At 33.7% G+C, this 15,371-nt stretch carries 14 protein-coding genes; 5 read left to right on the top strand and 9 right to left on the bottom strand.

Annotation, left to right across the window (positions count from 1 at the left end; genetic code table 11):
* The first annotated feature begins 24 nt into the window (after positions 1–24).
* Entirely contained in the window at positions 25–594 is a 570-nt protein-coding gene (locus KBJ98_RS14890; protein ID WP_210791839.1) for a hypothetical protein, read from the top strand.
* A gap of 374 nt (positions 595–968) precedes the next feature.
* Here KBJ98_RS14890 and KBJ98_RS14885 read toward each other — a convergent pair whose 3' ends face one another.
* From KBJ98_RS14885 to KBJ98_RS14870, 4 genes are all read right to left on the bottom strand, one after another.
* On the bottom strand, positions 969–1,628 hold the full coding sequence (locus KBJ98_RS14885) for a hypothetical protein (RefSeq protein WP_210791837.1): 660 nt from the start codon (positions 1,626–1,628) through the stop codon (positions 969–971).
* Positions 1,629–1,663: 35 nt separating this feature from the next.
* Positions 1,664–2,503 carry an alpha/beta hydrolase gene (locus tag KBJ98_RS14880; RefSeq protein WP_210791835.1) on the bottom strand — a complete coding sequence of 280 codons (840 nt, stop codon included), beginning with the start codon at positions 2,501–2,503 and terminating at the stop codon, positions 1,664–1,666.
* A gap of 207 nt (positions 2,504–2,710) precedes the next feature.
* Positions 2,711–5,017 (bottom strand): GH92 family glycosyl hydrolase, encoded by a 2,307-nt coding sequence (locus KBJ98_RS14875; protein ID WP_225899149.1) that lies wholly within the window; start codon positions 5,015–5,017, stop codon positions 2,711–2,713.
* 782 nt (positions 5,018–5,799) lie between these two features.
* Positions 5,800–6,315: a cupin domain-containing protein gene (locus tag KBJ98_RS14870; protein ID WP_210791833.1), complete on the bottom strand. Its 516-nt coding sequence runs from the start codon at positions 6,313–6,315 to the stop codon at positions 5,800–5,802.
* Between the two features lie 380 nt (positions 6,316–6,695).
* Between KBJ98_RS14870 and KBJ98_RS14865 the strand changes: the two genes are divergently transcribed.
* Positions 6,696–6,854 carry a hypothetical protein gene (locus KBJ98_RS14865; RefSeq protein WP_210791831.1) on the top strand — a complete coding sequence of 53 codons (159 nt, stop codon included), beginning with the start codon at positions 6,696–6,698 and terminating at the stop codon, positions 6,852–6,854.
* 425 nt (positions 6,855–7,279) lie between these two features.
* Here the strand turns inward: KBJ98_RS14865 and KBJ98_RS14860 are convergent, their stop codons facing one another.
* Entirely contained in the window at positions 7,280–8,314 is a 1,035-nt protein-coding gene (locus tag KBJ98_RS14860) for a LacI family DNA-binding transcriptional regulator (protein ID WP_317192505.1), read from the bottom strand.
* Between the two features lie 307 nt (positions 8,315–8,621).
* Positions 8,622–9,476 carry a leucine-rich repeat domain-containing protein gene (locus tag KBJ98_RS14855; protein ID WP_210791829.1) on the bottom strand — a complete coding sequence of 285 codons (855 nt, stop codon included), beginning with the start codon at positions 9,474–9,476 and terminating at the stop codon, positions 8,622–8,624.
* Positions 9,477–9,652: 176 nt separating this feature from the next.
* On the opposite strand from KBJ98_RS14855, the gene KBJ98_RS14850 reads away from it, so the two are divergent.
* On the top strand, positions 9,653–10,135 hold the full coding sequence (locus KBJ98_RS14850; protein ID WP_210791827.1) for a DUF1761 domain-containing protein: 483 nt from the start codon (positions 9,653–9,655) through the stop codon (positions 10,133–10,135).
* A gap of 40 nt (positions 10,136–10,175) precedes the next feature.
* Here the strand turns inward: KBJ98_RS14850 and KBJ98_RS14845 are convergent, their stop codons facing one another.
* Positions 10,176–10,454, bottom strand: coding sequence for a 4a-hydroxytetrahydrobiopterin dehydratase (locus KBJ98_RS14845; protein WP_210791825.1), 279 nt, complete (start codon positions 10,452–10,454; stop codon positions 10,176–10,178).
* 98 nt (positions 10,455–10,552) lie between these two features.
* On the opposite strand from KBJ98_RS14845, the gene KBJ98_RS14840 reads away from it, so the two are divergent.
* Positions 10,553–11,701 carry a GNAT family N-acetyltransferase gene (locus KBJ98_RS14840; protein WP_210791823.1) on the top strand — a complete coding sequence of 383 codons (1,149 nt, stop codon included), beginning with the start codon at positions 10,553–10,555 and terminating at the stop codon, positions 11,699–11,701.
* Here KBJ98_RS14840 and KBJ98_RS14835 read toward each other — a convergent pair.
* Positions 11,694–12,587: a diacylglycerol/lipid kinase family protein gene (locus tag KBJ98_RS14835; RefSeq protein WP_225899148.1), complete on the bottom strand. Its 894-nt coding sequence runs from the start codon at positions 12,585–12,587 to the stop codon at positions 11,694–11,696. The two genes, KBJ98_RS14840 and KBJ98_RS14835, sit on opposite strands and share 8 nt — an antisense overlap.
* 55 nt (positions 12,588–12,642) lie before the next feature.
* On the opposite strand from KBJ98_RS14835, the gene KBJ98_RS14830 reads away from it, so the two are divergent.
* Positions 12,643–13,611, top strand: a complete 969-nt coding sequence (locus KBJ98_RS14830; RefSeq protein ID WP_210791819.1) for an App1 family protein — start codon at positions 12,643–12,645, stop codon at positions 13,609–13,611.
* A 31-nt stretch (positions 13,612–13,642) separates the two neighbouring features.
* Here the strand turns inward: KBJ98_RS14830 and KBJ98_RS14825 are convergent.
* Positions 13,643–15,371 (bottom strand): ABC-F family ATP-binding cassette domain-containing protein (locus KBJ98_RS14825; RefSeq protein ID WP_210791817.1); only part of this gene is annotated, 1,729 nt, incomplete at its 5' end.

Genomic DNA, 15,371 nt, shown 5'->3' with positions numbered 1-15,371 from the left:
AAAGTTTAACTCAATGTGTACAAAATGAAAACATTTGAAGAATTACAAAATATCTGGAATCAGCAGACAGCATCTGAATCACAACCAACTCCCACCGAAATCATAAAAAAAGCGGAGTCACATACTAAAAAAATTAAACGCGGTCATTTATGGACCAGAATAATTTTAAGCTTGACTTCTATAATATTAATCTCCTATTATATCTGGTCAGGTGCTTATAGAAACATACAGTTTAGTATTGGCTTATGCATTATGATTGTAATGCTTGTGAGCCGTGTAGCCTTAGAATGGATCAGCGTAAAAAAGCTTGCCAATTTAAATACTGATCTCACATTAATAGAATACAGTAAACTAGCACATCAGTTTTATACTTGGAGAAAAAAAATACATTACATCCTTACTCCTATTATTTACCTCACGTATACTGCTGGATTTACATTGCTTTTACCTGTCTTTAAAAACATTTTCTCAAGAGGCTTTTATCTTTACATTCTATTAAGCGGATATATTTTTTTATTTCTATTTGCATTTTTTATGATACGATTCATCCAAAAAGAAATAAAGCTTTTACACTTCTTAAAAAACATTTCGTAAAGAAACAATTAATAGCTGTTTTGCCGTTTTCCACCACTAGAAAAGCTTCAGAGAAATCTGGAGCTTTTTTTTTATTAATCTTAGATATAATAAAGATTGGCTAAGAATGTGGAGACCAATTTGAAGGGCCTTGCTTCGCGAATGTCTCCGACTTCGTGGAATTTAAAATATTATTTTACCGCAGATTCACAGATGATGATTTTATTTAAACTGCGAATCTGCGGTTATTTAAGATTTAACTCAGTTTCCGCATGCGAAGTCAGAGACGTTCGCATAGCTTTTGACAAGACAACTTTTAGAGTGCGGAGCTTTTTTTATTAAAATGATTTTAGGATTATAACCATTTAATTAATATTTTACTGGATTTGCTTTACTTATTCCCAGTCAGCAGGTATTATTGTAGTGTATTCTGACACATAATTGCGAAGAAACGATTCAATGAATTTATTTGAATCCCCATCTTTCTTTAAATCAGATTTTATTTTTTTGTACTCCGATGTGAGTTTATAAGCTTGAAATTGTTTCTCCTTAAAAACTACATAATCCTCGTGATTAAATTTTTTTTCGCTTCGCAAGTTACCTTTATTAAACTCCAATAACAGGTAGTTTTCATATGTTGAGCCATAGCTTAAATGAACATAATTAACCAATTTTCCCTGTGGAACAACTAATAAACCTGACAACCAATCAATCTTTATTTTTGTTATTTGTGGAAATACTTCATTAATAACGCTCTTCCACTTATAGTCATTGGTTTCTTTTGATGCAGAATCTTCATAATTAATTTGAATATCTTTCAAGAAAAGCTCCTTATCTATTATTTCAAAGGTTGCAACATAGCCACGCCACAGTGCTGATGAAATAATGGTCCCTTTAGGTCTTTTGTCAGGATTTTTTTGAAAATAAATTTCCAAAGGATTACTTTGCAAGTTATACTCGATGCCATTGTAAATTAATTTATCAGGGTATTGTGCTGTTGCAAATACGTTTAGAACAGCAAACAAAGTCAAAATAATTATAAAAGGTGATTTCATTATTTTCTAATGTTAAGTAAGTAGCTGTTATAATCTCAATATTTCCTTACCGCCAGTTTCTCAGCGGTTATTTTCTTCACTTGATTGACCAATAATGGCAAAGCAGGCTCTACCATATTATGTCCGAAACCTTGAATTTCATAGAGTGTTGTAGCTTTATGACCAACAACTTTCATCATTCGCATGAAATACGCATTCTCTTCGTAACGTCCTAACATTTCTAGTTCTCTATCGCCCGTAATGAGTAATAACGGTGGTGCATCAGCGCGCACATGATACATAGGAGCAAAGGCATCAACAACAGGTTGGGTGTCTGGAATTCCGCGTTCTTTGCGCAATTCAAAATGAGTAATTACTTGCGGACTCAACGGAATTAAACCTGCAATTGTATTCGCATCGGTATTTTTTGCCTGCAACCATTTTTTATCCATACCAACCATCAGGGCCAGGTAACCTCCTGCGGAATGTCCAGAAACAAAAATTAACGACTTATTTCCACCGTACTTTTCGATATTTTGAAACGTCCATGCTACCGCAGCAGCGGCATCTTCGATACATTTTTCGACTTTTACCTTTGGTGACAACCTGTAATTAACAGAAATCACTGCAAAACCTTTGTCTTTTAATCCGCCAGGCAGCTCTTTGTTTCCGCCTGAAAGTCCGCCACCATGAAACCAAATTACCGTAGCAAAACCTTTGGCGTTTTTTGGATAATAAACATCTAAAACGCAGCGCTCTTTTACATATTCATCGGTCTTAGCGCTAGCACCATCATAATATGAAACGTTACTCACCGTAGCGTATTCTGTTTTTTGAGCCCATAAAATGGAAACTGTAAAAAAGAAAAAGATTGCGAATATTTGTTTTTTAATCATGTCGAAAGGTAGCATATTTATTTTGTAGCTCTAAAATTAAGTAAAACGTGTACATTGGCAATTTAATACTACCTAAAAAGTCTTGATTATTATTACAACTTATCTAAAGGCTAATTTGAATTGTTTGAACTAACATTTTGTAGGAACAAAATAACATAAAGAAACCACAAATCTATACTGGTGCTAAATGTGATAGTAAACTTACCTTTAGTTTTCGTTAGTTAATGAGTACGGAACATCTTCCTTTTTTGTGCCTCTTTTTAGATTAGGCGTTGCTGACATTTCTATTTCTAAAGAAGCACCTTTCATTAACTCTGAATGACTGATCCAGTTTTTAGAATATGTTTTACCATTGAATTGCAATGATTGGATATACCTATTTTCAACAGTATTTGCTGGAGCATTAATTTGAATTGTCTTACCGTTTTCTAGCTGAATACTTGCCTTTTTAAACAATGGAGCTCCCAAAACATATTGATCAGAGGCTGGAGTCACAGGATAAAATCCTAAAGCCGAAAATACATACCAAGCAGAAGTTTGCCCATTATCCTCGTCACCACAATACCCATCTGGAGTGGCGTGATACATTCTGTTCATCGTCTCTCGAACCCAATACTGAGTTTTCCATGGCTGATTGGCATAATTGTACAAATAAATCATGTGCTGAATGGGTTGATTTCCGTGAGCATATTGTCCCATATTAGCAATTTGCATTTCTCTCATTTCATGGATTACACCTCCTTTAAAATTGCCCGTTGCAAAAACAGGTGGAGCAGAAAAAACTTTATCTAACTGCGATATAAATGTTTTTTGTCCGCCCATTAAATCCATCAAACCTTGCACATCATGAAAAACGGACCACGAGTAATGCCAGCTGTTCCCTTCGGTAAAACCATTAAACCACAGAAAAGGATCAAAAGGCTCAATGAATTTACCATCCTTGTTTTTAGGCCTCATTAAATTATAAGAAGGATCAAATAGATTTTTATAATTTAAACTTCGTTTTTTATACAAATCGATTTCGGATTGTGGCTTTTTCAAGGCTTTCGCTAATTGATAAATCGCAAAATCATCATAAGCATATTCCAGAGTTCGAGCTGCACTTTCATCAACTGCGTCTTGTGGCACATACCCCAAAGTATTGTAATAATCTACTCCCGCTCTACCTACAGCTCTCAAAGGTCCAGCATTATTGGCACCATGAATTAAAGCTTGGTATAAATTTTCGATGTTGTATTTTGAATTTTTTCCACTTTTTAAATATGCCTCTGCTACAATAGAAGCCGAATTATTGCCCACCATGATATCGCGTAAACCAGGACTTGACCATTCTGGTAACCATCCGCTTTCTTTATAAGCATTCGATAAGCCTTCTTGCATCTTAGCATTCAGATCAGGATACATCAAGTTTAAAAATGGGTATAAAGCCCTAAAAGTATCCCAAAACCCAGTGTCAACAAACATATAACCAGGTAGTACTTGACCGTTGTAAGGGCTGTAATGAACTACATTTTTGTTTTTGTCAAACTCATAGAATTTTCTTGGAAAAAGAAGCGAGCGATACAATGAGGAATAAAAAGTTCCCATTTGGTCAGTGGTTCCACCTTCTACTTTTATTCGGCTTAACTCTTTGTTCCAAATGGCTTTCCCTTTGGCTTTTAGTTGGTCAAAAGTATCGGTACCGATTTCATTTAAATTCTGTTCCGCTTGTTCAAAACTAATAAAAGAAGAGGCTACTTGAGCATTCACTATTTCGCCATTTTTAGTTTTAAAACCAACCACTACTCCGGCATGGTTGGCTTGCATTTCTAAAGCATTTCCTAAAACATCACCATTAAAAGTTGCGTTAGTCTCAAAATCTTTATCAAAAACAAGCACAAAATAATTTTTGAAATTTTGAGGCACACCACCACTGTTTTTTGTGGTGTAGCCAATAATTTTTCTTTCAGAAGGGATAATTTGTACATATGATCCTTTGTCAAAGGCATCAATAACTATGTAAGCTTTATTTGTTTCTGGAAAAGTAAATCTAAATCGAGCGGCTCTTTCGGTTGGCGTGATTTCAGTAGTAACATTATGATCAGCCAAATACACACTATAATAGTATGGCGTAACGGTTTCAGCTTTATGCGAAAACCAACTTTGGCGTTCCTCTTCCTTAAATTTTAAATCACCGGTGACAGGCATGATCGAAAACTGACCATAATCATTCATCCACGGCGAAGGTTGATGGGTTTGCTTAAAACCCTTAATGCGGTTTGCTTTGTAGGTATATGCCCAACCATCGCCCATTTTTCCCGTTTGCGGTGTCCAAAAGTTCATTCCCCATGGCATTGCAATGGCGGGATAGGTGTTACCATTCGAAATTCCGTAATCTGAATCGGTACCAATTAGCGGGTTCACCCAATCAATAGCTTGCCTAGCTTCTGTAACCACAAGTTCTTGTGCTTTACCCGAAACTATGAAAAACAGACTCAAAAACACGAACCGAATTCTATTTATTTTTACACTCAAAACTACATTATTTATTGCGTTAATTATTCCTTTTCTGACTTCGGAATTTCCAAAAATATCTTTTACCAAGCTTTCGAAAATAAGCTATAAAACAGTTTCCTTCTCACTGTAAATCTTTTGTTTATTTAAAACTGCTCCTGCAAAACCAACTTTAGCTGATTGTAATGATATTTATTTTGCAGTGGTTTGCTTATACACAATTTCACTAACACAGACTGTTGGCACCACCATACTGTACTTTTAAACATAAATTTTGTTAAATTGAACATAAGAAAAATAAAGGTGATATTAGAATCTGTCTTAACAAAAATACTAATACGTTTTAGTTTAAAAAATATTTTTTACTAAATTTATTTTCATGATAGTTTAATAGGATTTGTATTGAGGAACATCAAAATTTTGAAAAATCAATCATTAAAAAAGTCATTGGACCTAAGAAACATTTAATTATTAGCAAGCCAAAAAAATAAACGAAGGAGGAATAATTACGTAGATATTCAAAAAAGCAATTGAATTACTCAAATCATCGCGCAAATGAACATAAATGTTTTTAAGTTTATAAAAATGAATGGATTATAACAAACCAAATACAATTTTAGAAAAATACTTTTTCTCCTTTTATCTACCAAAAAAGTAGATCTTTGATTTCGCTATCAAAGAATATTCGTTAAAATACCCTGACTAAATTCTATAAAAAAAGGTCTATTGCATTTGCAATAAACCTTTTAAACTTTACTTTTTTTGTAATTAGCTTCCTTTGTTGAAAAGAATCATCTTGAAAATTATCTACCAAAATCATCTTGCAACCTAACAATATCCTCTTCGTCTGAAGGATGATCAGGATCAGTATGCTGCCAAATTTCGGCTACAACACCCCAAGTATTCAAACCTACCAATCGATGACGTTCTCCCGTATTCATTTTGATAAAATCACCCGTTTCAAGTACTTTCAAATCTCCTTCTTCATCAGTGTCACTTATTTTTACACCTACAGGTCCGTTGACTACTTTCCACACTTCAGACCTTCTGAAATGATACTGCCAAGAAAGTCTACAGGACGGAGCTACTACCAAAATTTTTGGGCTACGCTTTGCTGTAACATCTTCTAACTCTGAATCAAGATTGGGAAAAAAATTTGCTGCAAAAGCATTCGTATCCTCTTCATTAATCACAAAAAAACCACCCCAAGGCCTAGTTTGATCTTCATTTTCGATAGTGTAGTTTGCCGTTTCTAATTGATTTCTGATCTCATCAAAAACAACTGATTTATCTAAATCCTTTGATAACTGTAATTGCATTTTTTAAATAATTAAATTAAAAATGAGGCAGTTCCTCCTTTGATTTTTTTTCAAAAAACCTCATTGTAAAAATAAGCTGCCTCCAATATAATAGTTGCTTCGGTGTTTTCTAAAATTGCTACAGGCATCTTTAATCCCAAATTAGCAAATTATTGTTTTAAAGCAGTCAGAAATAAACATTCACTATTTGTAAATTTCCTATCGACACTAATATACTTCGGCAAAATTACGCAGAAAAGGCGTTAAAAATAAACTTAAATTGAGTGTAAATTTTTGATAAACCTTTTTAGCCGATTCAATACTCAGTTCTGCCAATTCCGTTATTCCTGTTTGTAGCTATAACCCTATTCCCTTTTCATATTCCTAAATAAACCGTCAAGATGAAAATAATCATTTCCTGCACCATCTTTCAATTCTTTATACTGCAAAATCCTGATTACGGAATTGTAACGGCTTTAGCTTTTGACAAAGTATCATTTAAATTACAGCGCCATAATTGGTCCATTATGTTTTTGGCAAAAATCTTAAAACATCATTAGTGTTTTTATAATTAGTCAGTATTCTACCGACTATAAAGTAACTCGCATCATTTATAAATCGAATACATAAATGTGCTCTACAGAGATTTTTCGGAATTCTTCTGCCAAAAAAACATTATCCAGGGCTTCTTAATTCATATTTCATTCAAACAAGACAACTCCTATTTGATGATAAAAATGCAACTCCAATTGATTATAAGGCTAGTCCTTGAATCTTAAAAGATTAAATTTAAAATAAGTGATCCCTTGCGGTTTATAAGGCAAAAAAAAACTTTTTAAATAAAGATCAAATGTCAAGATGTAAAACAATTGTTTATAAACTTAGGCAGGATATAAAAAATAGATTGTACTGTTTTTTACTTACAAGACAAAAAATAGTAAAAATAAAAAGAGTTCAATTTTAGGTTGAAGAGTGAACCTATTTGCTAGTTAGAAGCTGCCAAAGAAGACTCTCTAATTTTCAATTTTCCTTGAAGCACAACTCGTTTTGGGCTTTCATTAGCCTCTTTGCGCTGCAATAATGGTAATAGAATTTTCATCACTTCGGTACTTATTTCGACCATGGGCTGAGAAACAGCTGAAATGGTAGGTGTATGAATTTTAAAGAATTCATTATCATCAAAAGTAAACATCCCCAATTTATTGATTAAATGAGGTGCATTTTTTTTGAGTACTTTTAGTCCTGTTTGAGCTAAATAGTTGGTTGCAAAAAATACAGCGTCTCTGTTTTCGACTTCAATAATGAATTTTTTTATAGAATCCCTAGATGTTCCTGCGCTTGATTCAACGTACGGTATCACTAATACATTTGACACTAAACCAGCCTCTGCAATCGCTCTTTCATAGCCTCCACGACGATCTGTCATTTGGGTTTGAGTAGAATCTGTTGTAATAAAACCAATACTCTTAAAGTGATTATCGATTAAATGTTGAATTGCATTATACGTGGCTTGTTCATTATCTACCACAACGCTGTTACAATCTAAGTCAGAAAAATAACGATCAAGCAAAACTACTGGTATATTTTCGTCAAGTAATTCTTGAATCACGCTTTTAATTCCCGGAGACGGCACAATGATAAAACCGTCTACTTGTCTAAATTTAAAAAGACGAATAAGCTCGATAGATTTTTCATCATTGTTTTCGTTGCTACAAAAAATAACTTTATAACCTTTGCTGTACGCAATATCCTCAATTATACGAGCCAACTTAGAGAAAAAGCTATTCGAAATATCTTCAACCATGAATACTAAAATATTTGATTTTCCGGTACGAAGACTTTGCGCTATTTGATTTGGTGTATAGTTTACCTCTTTGGCGTAATTCAATACTTTCTGAATAAGTAAATCAGAAATGTGTTTCTCCTTCCCTTTTCCATTCAAGACGAAAGAAACCGTTGTCACTGAAATTTTAAGATGTTCAGCAATGGATTTAATCGAAACAGGTTTTTTTTTCATCATGACAACTGCATTAAAAACGGACAATATACTATATATTGATTACCAAATAGTAAGCACCAAAGATAATAAAAGTATTTTTAACATAGATTGAGCGAGACAAGTTGCACGTTATTTATTTTTCAAATCTGGCTGCAATAGATCACTGAAACACTAAAGTAACATGAGGGAGATCAAACGATTTACAAAGTGACTATATATGGCCAAAGTTAGAAATGCAACAGTAAAAAAAAAACCTGCAAATTTTACTTTGCAGGTTGTAACGTACTACGTTTATTAAAAACAACTAAATATGATTTCTATTTGGATATTAATCTTCGGCTGCAATTGCAGTATTACGAGAGGTACTTAACTCTAATAAAGTTGCTACACCTTTATCATTTAACATAGTCATGTTTAAAGTATCTAAAACAGCTAGATTTCTTGAAACTAAACCATTAAATTGGTTGTAAGAAATATTCATTTCTTTTAAATTATTCAATTTTTCTAATTCAAAAGGAACTTGCCCAACCATTTTGTTATCAAACAAACTTAAATTCTCTAATGCTGTTAATTGCTCAACTTTTCTGTCTAAAGCACCAACTAAACGGTTGCTATTTAACAATAACGCTTTAAGGTTTTTGATTTCGTAAAGTGATGTTGGTATTTCACCCTCTAATTGATTATTGAATAAAGAAAGCACCTCTAATTGACTTAAAGCACCAATATCTTCAGGCAATTCACCCGACAAACCATTCATGTATAATTCTAATTTCTTTAAATTATTTAATTCACAAATTGCATTTGGAATTGACCCTTGCAGTTTATTGAAAGAAAGATTCAATACTTGCATTTGTTTTAGCTCTCCTACAGCCGCAGGAATACTACCTGTAATTTGATTTTTATGTAAATCTAATTCTTGTAAACTTTCTAGATTACTGATTTCAGCTGGTAATTCTCCATTCAAATTGTTATCTGCCAATTGAATTGCTACTACTTTATCATTAAGCAACTTTACTCCAAACCATGTAGAAACTGGAGCTGTTAAATCCCATTTTACTTTCCATTGTTTACCATTAGTAGACTCGTACAATTTTACAAGTGCTTCTTTTTCACTCGGAGAAACTGCAGCTAGCATTGAAAATGCACAAAATAATGTAAGTAATAAAGTAGTTTTAGTTTTCATGCACTAAAATGTTTGATTTAACGGTGTAAATGTACACTTAAACGGGTTTACTAGCAAATAAAATCGACGAACGACATCGTTTATCAAAATTTTCACTGATATACCTTACAAGTTGTTCGCGAAATAGTTTCAATTGCTTTTACTATATTTGTTTTTACAACTTAAAAACTAAAATTATGGAAATCAATTTTTTAGCGCTACTTGTAGCCGCTTTATCAACATTTGCGGTTGGATCTATTTGGTACCACCCAAAAGTTTTTGGTACACGATGGATGAAAGAAACAGGACTAACATTGGGGCAATTGCAACAAACTAATTTATTTGTTTTGTTTGGTGTGTCGATTATTTACGCTCTAATGATTAGTTTTTTAATGCAAACAATAACCATTCATCAATTTGGTGCATTAGGAATGATTGGTGGTGATCCAGCAGTAGCAAAACCATCTTATGGAGCTTTTATGGATGATTACGGAACAGCTTTTCGAACTTTTAAGCATGGCGCTCTTCATGGATTCTTATCGGGGCTTTTCTTGGTTTTACCGATAATAGGAACAACCGCTTTACACGAAAAACGTAGTTTTACCTACACGGCAATTGTTAGCGGATATTGGATAGTATCCTTTATGATAATGGGTGGTATTATTTGCGCTTGGAAATAATCTAAGCATTTTATAAAAATCATTTAACTACTTACATTTTTTACTTTATCGTTTCAATTGCTTCCGCAATTTGCAGGTCTAAATCAGTAACTCCATCATGATCGTGAGTTGTTAAGGCAATTGAAACTTTATTATAAGAATTTGACCAATCAGGATGATGATTCTGTTTTTCACACAGCAGCGCCACTTGAACCATAAAAGCAAAAGCTTGTTTAAAATCAGAAAAAATAAAGTCTTTGCAAATACGATCGTTATTCAATTCCCAACCATTAAGCTTTTCTAATGCCGACAGAAGTACATCTGGAGTTAATTTTTTCATTTTTTTATCTTTTTATCATCATAAAGATAGCTATTTAATCAAGAAGATAAAAAACATTAAGATTATTACTTAATTTTGAGCAAAATTAAAAAAGCCGATTGACCTCACCGTTTTCATTTCAATTATTTACTTCAGCTATTGCACTTCCTCTAGAATGGGATACTATTGCTGTGACCAATCTTTTTCTTACTCGTAATTACCTTCAAATTCTAGAGAAATCAGCACCCTCAAATATGGATTGCCATTTTATTGGGATTTATCAGGATAACCAATTAAAAGGAATTGCACTTGCTCAATTTTTAGATTTAAACCAAGTACCATCCTACGGAGCTCGCGATAAATCATTGAAAACAAACATCCGTAACTTTGCCTTTAAAAATTTTGGAGCACACGTATTGGTTTTTGGAAACAACATGCTTACCGGCCAAAACGCTATGGCTTTCGCCAATGATATTCCTAAAGACACTGCTTTGCAATGCATTCAGCAAGCGAGTAAAGCATTAGAAAAAAAATATAAGTCATTAGGTAAAAAAGTACACATCAGTACTTACAAGGATTTTGAGAAGAAGGAAATCAGTGATTTTGAAATCCCTTCGTTTAAAAATTATTATCGATTTAGCACCCAGCCTTCCATGTTGTTTTTTATTAAAGAATCTTGGAAAAAAGAGCAGGACTACATTGATGCCTTGTCAAAAAAATACAGAGACCAATACAAAAGAGCTCGCAAAAAAGCAGCAGGAATCGAAAAGCGAAAATTACATTTAGAAGATATCATTCACTTTGAAGAGCGCATTTACGAACTGTATTTACACGTCGCGCAAAACGCTCCATTTAACACCTTTTTTTTAGCCAAAAATCATTTCCAGAAGCTGAAAGAAATTCTTAAAGATCAGTTTTTATTCTACGGATACTTTATTGATGATGAACTAATTGGATTTAACACTTTATTGAAAAACGGCAACACTATGGAAACCTACTTTTTGGGTTACGATGATTTGCTACAACGAGAAAAGATGTTGTATTTGAATATGTTATACGATATGATTGCCTATTCAATCAATAAAGGATTTAACGAAATTGTTTTTGCTAGAACGGCGCTCGAAATTAAAAGCTCCGTTGGTGCTATTCCTGTTGAAATGCAAGGTTTGATGCGACATAGCAACCCTTTGATTAATCGATTCATGCCCTTGTTGTTTCCTTATTTGGAGCCAGAAACCATTTGGCAAGAACGAAATCCTTTTAAATAACGCTAGCAACAGTAGGAACTGCAACTTTTATTTGTTGATGTAAAATAGCAATATCGAGCTTAGTTTGCTTCCCACAATACTCTCCGTCAATTTGAAAATTAACTGGTTGTTGAGTCGTTATTGTTGCTTTTTTCGTCGAAATAATCTCGACATCTTCATCATTTATTGGCATGTTTCCGGTGATAATTTTACCAAAAAGTACCAGATCCATATTTTTTAAAATTACCAATTCAAACAATCCATCATCCATTAGTCCCGCTGGATTTATGGTTACTCCTGTTCCGTATTTTTGCGAATTGGCAATAACAATCATGCGCGCCTCACAAGCAACAGTAGGAAAATCTCCAGTGATGGTTGCAAAAAAAGGAGGCTCTAAATCAATTAGCGTCGAAACGGTTTGCAACATGTATCCTATTTTACCTCGAATACTTCCGTTTTCATAGTTTTTTACCAAATCAGCATTCAAACCAATATCACTCAAATGGATGCTTTTTTTACCGTTTATTGCAATCATGTCAATGGCTTTAGCATCGCCAGAAAATGCAATTTCAAGATTCTCTTCAATGGTAGTTGGTAAATTCAAATCGACCGCCAAACCATTTGCAGAACCTGCTGGCAAAATACCCAAGATAACATCATGCTCCTCCATTGCCTCTGCCACCATTTTAATTGTACCATCTCCACCTGCAACTAATATTCGTTCAAAAAGAAATTTGTCATACAAGGTTTTTATGTTTTCAATATCATCTTCACCAGTTGTGGTATAAACCTCCAGATTCACTCCCAAATTTGCAGCAAATTCCGAAACCAAGGTTGTAATTTCCACCTTGTCAATATCACCTGAAATAGGATTTACAACTAGCAATATATTCTTTTCCACTTTCATTATGTTTATTACTTAAAAATCTTTAATTTGTACCATATCAAAAGTACCAAAATATATGAAACCAATTCTAAAATTATATCGCGGCTATGCAAATGACCAAGAATTGATTGTCATGGGGCATGTATTTAAACCCTCCTCGGTCGAAGAATATAATTTTCAAAAGAAGAATCTAAAAAATGCCAGCTCTATTATCAAGCTTTTTCAAATAAAAACTTTGGCTAATGCCGATGTCTATTTGCAGTACAAAGGCCTAAACATACATACTAAAACATTAGACGATGGCTACTTTAAGTTTTGTATACCAATGGATACAGAAATGACATTTGGCTGGAACGAATACAAAGTAAGCACGCCCTACAAACAGAAAAGTATTTCGGAAAAAGGTTCCTTTATACGACCTCACAAGGGCAATCTTGGAATAATATCTGATATTGACGATACTTTTTTGGTTTCGCACACGATTAGTCCGTTAAAAAAACTCTACGAACTACTTTTTAAAAACATCAACAAACGCAAAGTTTACGAAGATGTAGTAACCCATTATCAAGCCCTTAGTACAGCCGGCCGATCGGAAAGCGAAGAGTTCAACGTTTTTTTTTATGTTTCGAGTAGCGAGTGGAATTTGTATCGCTTTATTACCAAGTTTACTGAAATGCATCAGCTGCCCGAGGCTGTTTTGTTGCTTAAGGATATAAAAACTAGTCTTTGGGATTTCTTTTCGACAGGTAGAGGCAATCACAATCACAAATTTGAAAAAATCAAGCATATCCTTGAGTTTTATCCTAACCTTGAATATGTTTTGCTTGGTGATGATTCACAACAAGATGCTTTTTTATATGAAGCAATTTGTAAAATTTTCCCCGTAACGGTAAAAGCTGTTTACATTAGACAAACTGGATTGTCTCCAAAAAAGAAAATAAAAACAACCTTAGACAACATAGCGTCGCTCAAGGTTTCTGTCTGCTATTTTAAAGACAGTAGCGAAGCTATTGCGCACTCAAAATCCATTGGAGTTATTTCATAAAAAAAGAGCCTTTTAAAAGCTCTTTTTGAATTTATAGATTATCAATTTCTTCCTGAATGATTTCCCAATCTAACAAAAGCTGGTCTAAATCTGCTTTCTTTTTATTGTAAGCGGTAAAAAACTTAGCATCCTCAATATGTTTATCATAATTGGATGTTAGCATTTTATCATCGTTTTGAATGTCACGCTCTAATTGTTTAATTTGACTTTCAACCTTACTGAGTTTGTTTTGCAAAGCTTTACCTTTCTTTTGGTCTTCGTACGAAGCTTTATTGCTTTCTTTAGGCGCAGCCGCTTTACTCGCGTCCTTTTTCTCTACTTCACGCATGTTTTCAAGATTGCGCTGCTCCAAAAAGAAATTGATATCGCCTAAATATTCTTTGATTTTTTGATCTTTGAATTCGTAAACAATATTCGACATTCCTTGTAAAAAATCTCTATCGTGAGAAACCAAAAGTAGCGTTCCTCCAAATTTTTGCAAAGCTGCTTTTAAAACATTTTTAGATTTAATATCCAAGTGATTGGTAGGCTCATCCATTAACAACACGTTGATTGGCTGTAACAAAAGCTTGCATAGTGCTAAACGGTTACGCTCACCACCCGAAAGTACTTTTACTTTTTTCTCTACATCATCACCACGAAACAAGAACGACCCAAGCATGTCGCGCACTTTCATACGATTAGTATCTACAGCTGCGTCTTCCATAGTTTGTAATAAGGTTTTCTCTCCATCTAAATATTCAGCTTGATTTTGCGCAAAATATCCCAATTGCACATTATGACCGAGCTTTATGGAGCCTTGGTATTCAAACTCATTAACAATTGCTTTGATAAAAGTCGATTTTCCTTGACCATTTTGTCCCACAAAAGCAATTTTACTTCCACGTTCAACGAGTAAACTTATATCCTTTAAAATCGTTGTGTCACCATAACTTTTAGTTACATTCTCAGCTTCAATAACCACTCTTCCTGGTTCTTTTGAAACTGGAAACGAAATATTCATCACCGAATTGTCATCTTCATCTACTTCAATACGCTCCACCTTATCTAATTTTTTGATTAAAGATTGTGCCATTGACGCTTTTGAAGCTTTCGCGCGAAACTTTTCAATCAATTTTTCTGTCTCTTCAATTTTCTTAGCTTGATTTTTTTGAGTTGCTAATTGCTTCTCTCTTATTTCATGACGCAATTCTAAATACTGAGAATACGGTTTATTAAAATCATATGCCTTTCCTAATGAAATTTCAATAGTTCTGTTGGTTACATTATCCAAAAACATTTTATCGTGCGACACAATCACCACAACTCCTGGATAATTACGTAAAAAGCTTTCTAACCAAATGATACTTTCAATATCTAAGTGATTCGTAGGCTCATCGAGTAATAAAACATCATTTGATTGCAATAATAATTTAGCCAATTCAATACGCATTCTCCAACCTCCCGAAAACGTTTCGGTCTGGTTGTCAAAAACTTCTCGTTTAAAACCAAGACCCAAAAGAATTTTTTCAGTGTCGCCTACATAATTGTAACCGCCTAAAACTTCAAATCGATGCGTATAATCGGAAAGATCTTCGATAATTTGGCTGTATTCATCGCTTTCGTAATCCGTTCTTGTTACCAAAAGATGGTTGATTTCTGCTAACTTTTTCTCAACCGCTTTTATCTCTGTAAATGCTTCATAAGCTTCTTCTAAAACAGTTCGTCCACGTTCAAAGTCAATGTCTTGTCGCAAGAAACCCATTTTGATATCTTTCTCC

The sequence above is a fragment of the Flavobacterium erciyesense genome, assembly GCF_018069925.1.
In the GTDB taxonomy this organism is placed as follows: Bacteria; Bacteroidota; Bacteroidia; order Flavobacteriales; family Flavobacteriaceae; genus Flavobacterium; species Flavobacterium erciyesense.
The sequence above is the reverse complement of the archived record's forward strand: the minus strand, read 5'-3'. Positions and strand labels throughout refer to the sequence as shown.

What these genes read in the sequence shown, in the direction of transcription:
- KBJ98_RS14855 (WP_210791829.1), bottom strand. Translation starts at nt 9,476, where the DNA reads ATGAAAACTAAAACTACTTTATTACTTACATTATTTTGTGCATTTTCA.
- KBJ98_RS14890 (WP_210791839.1), top strand. Translation starts at nt 25, where the DNA reads ATGAAAACATTTGAAGAATTACAAAATATCTGGAATCAGCAGACAGCA.
- KBJ98_RS14885 (WP_210791837.1), bottom strand. Translation starts at nt 1,628, where the DNA reads ATGAAATCACCTTTTATAATTATTTTGACTTTGTTTGCTGTTCTAAAC.
- KBJ98_RS14880 (WP_210791835.1), bottom strand. Translation starts at nt 2,503, where the DNA reads ATGATTAAAAAACAAATATTCGCAATCTTTTTCTTTTTTACAGTTTCC.
- KBJ98_RS14845 (WP_210791825.1), bottom strand. Translation starts at nt 10,454, where the DNA reads ATGAAAAAATTAACTCCAGATGTACTTCTGTCGGCATTAGAAAAGCTT.
- KBJ98_RS14835 (WP_225899148.1), bottom strand. Translation starts at nt 12,587, where the DNA reads ATGAAAGTGGAAAAGAATATATTGCTAGTTGTAAATCCTATTTCAGGT.
- KBJ98_RS14830 (WP_210791819.1), top strand. Translation starts at nt 12,643, where the DNA reads ATGAAACCAATTCTAAAATTATATCGCGGCTATGCAAATGACCAAGAA.
- KBJ98_RS14865 (WP_210791831.1), top strand. Translation starts at nt 6,696, where the DNA reads ATGAAAATAATCATTTCCTGCACCATCTTTCAATTCTTTATACTGCAA.
- KBJ98_RS14870 (WP_210791833.1), bottom strand. Translation starts at nt 6,315, where the DNA reads ATGCAATTACAGTTATCAAAGGATTTAGATAAATCAGTTGTTTTTGAT.
- KBJ98_RS14860 (WP_317192505.1), bottom strand. Translation starts at nt 8,314, where the DNA reads ATGATGAAAAAAAAACCTGTTTCGATTAAATCCATTGCTGAACATCTT.
- KBJ98_RS14850 (WP_210791827.1), top strand. Translation starts at nt 9,653, where the DNA reads ATGGAAATCAATTTTTTAGCGCTACTTGTAGCCGCTTTATCAACATTT.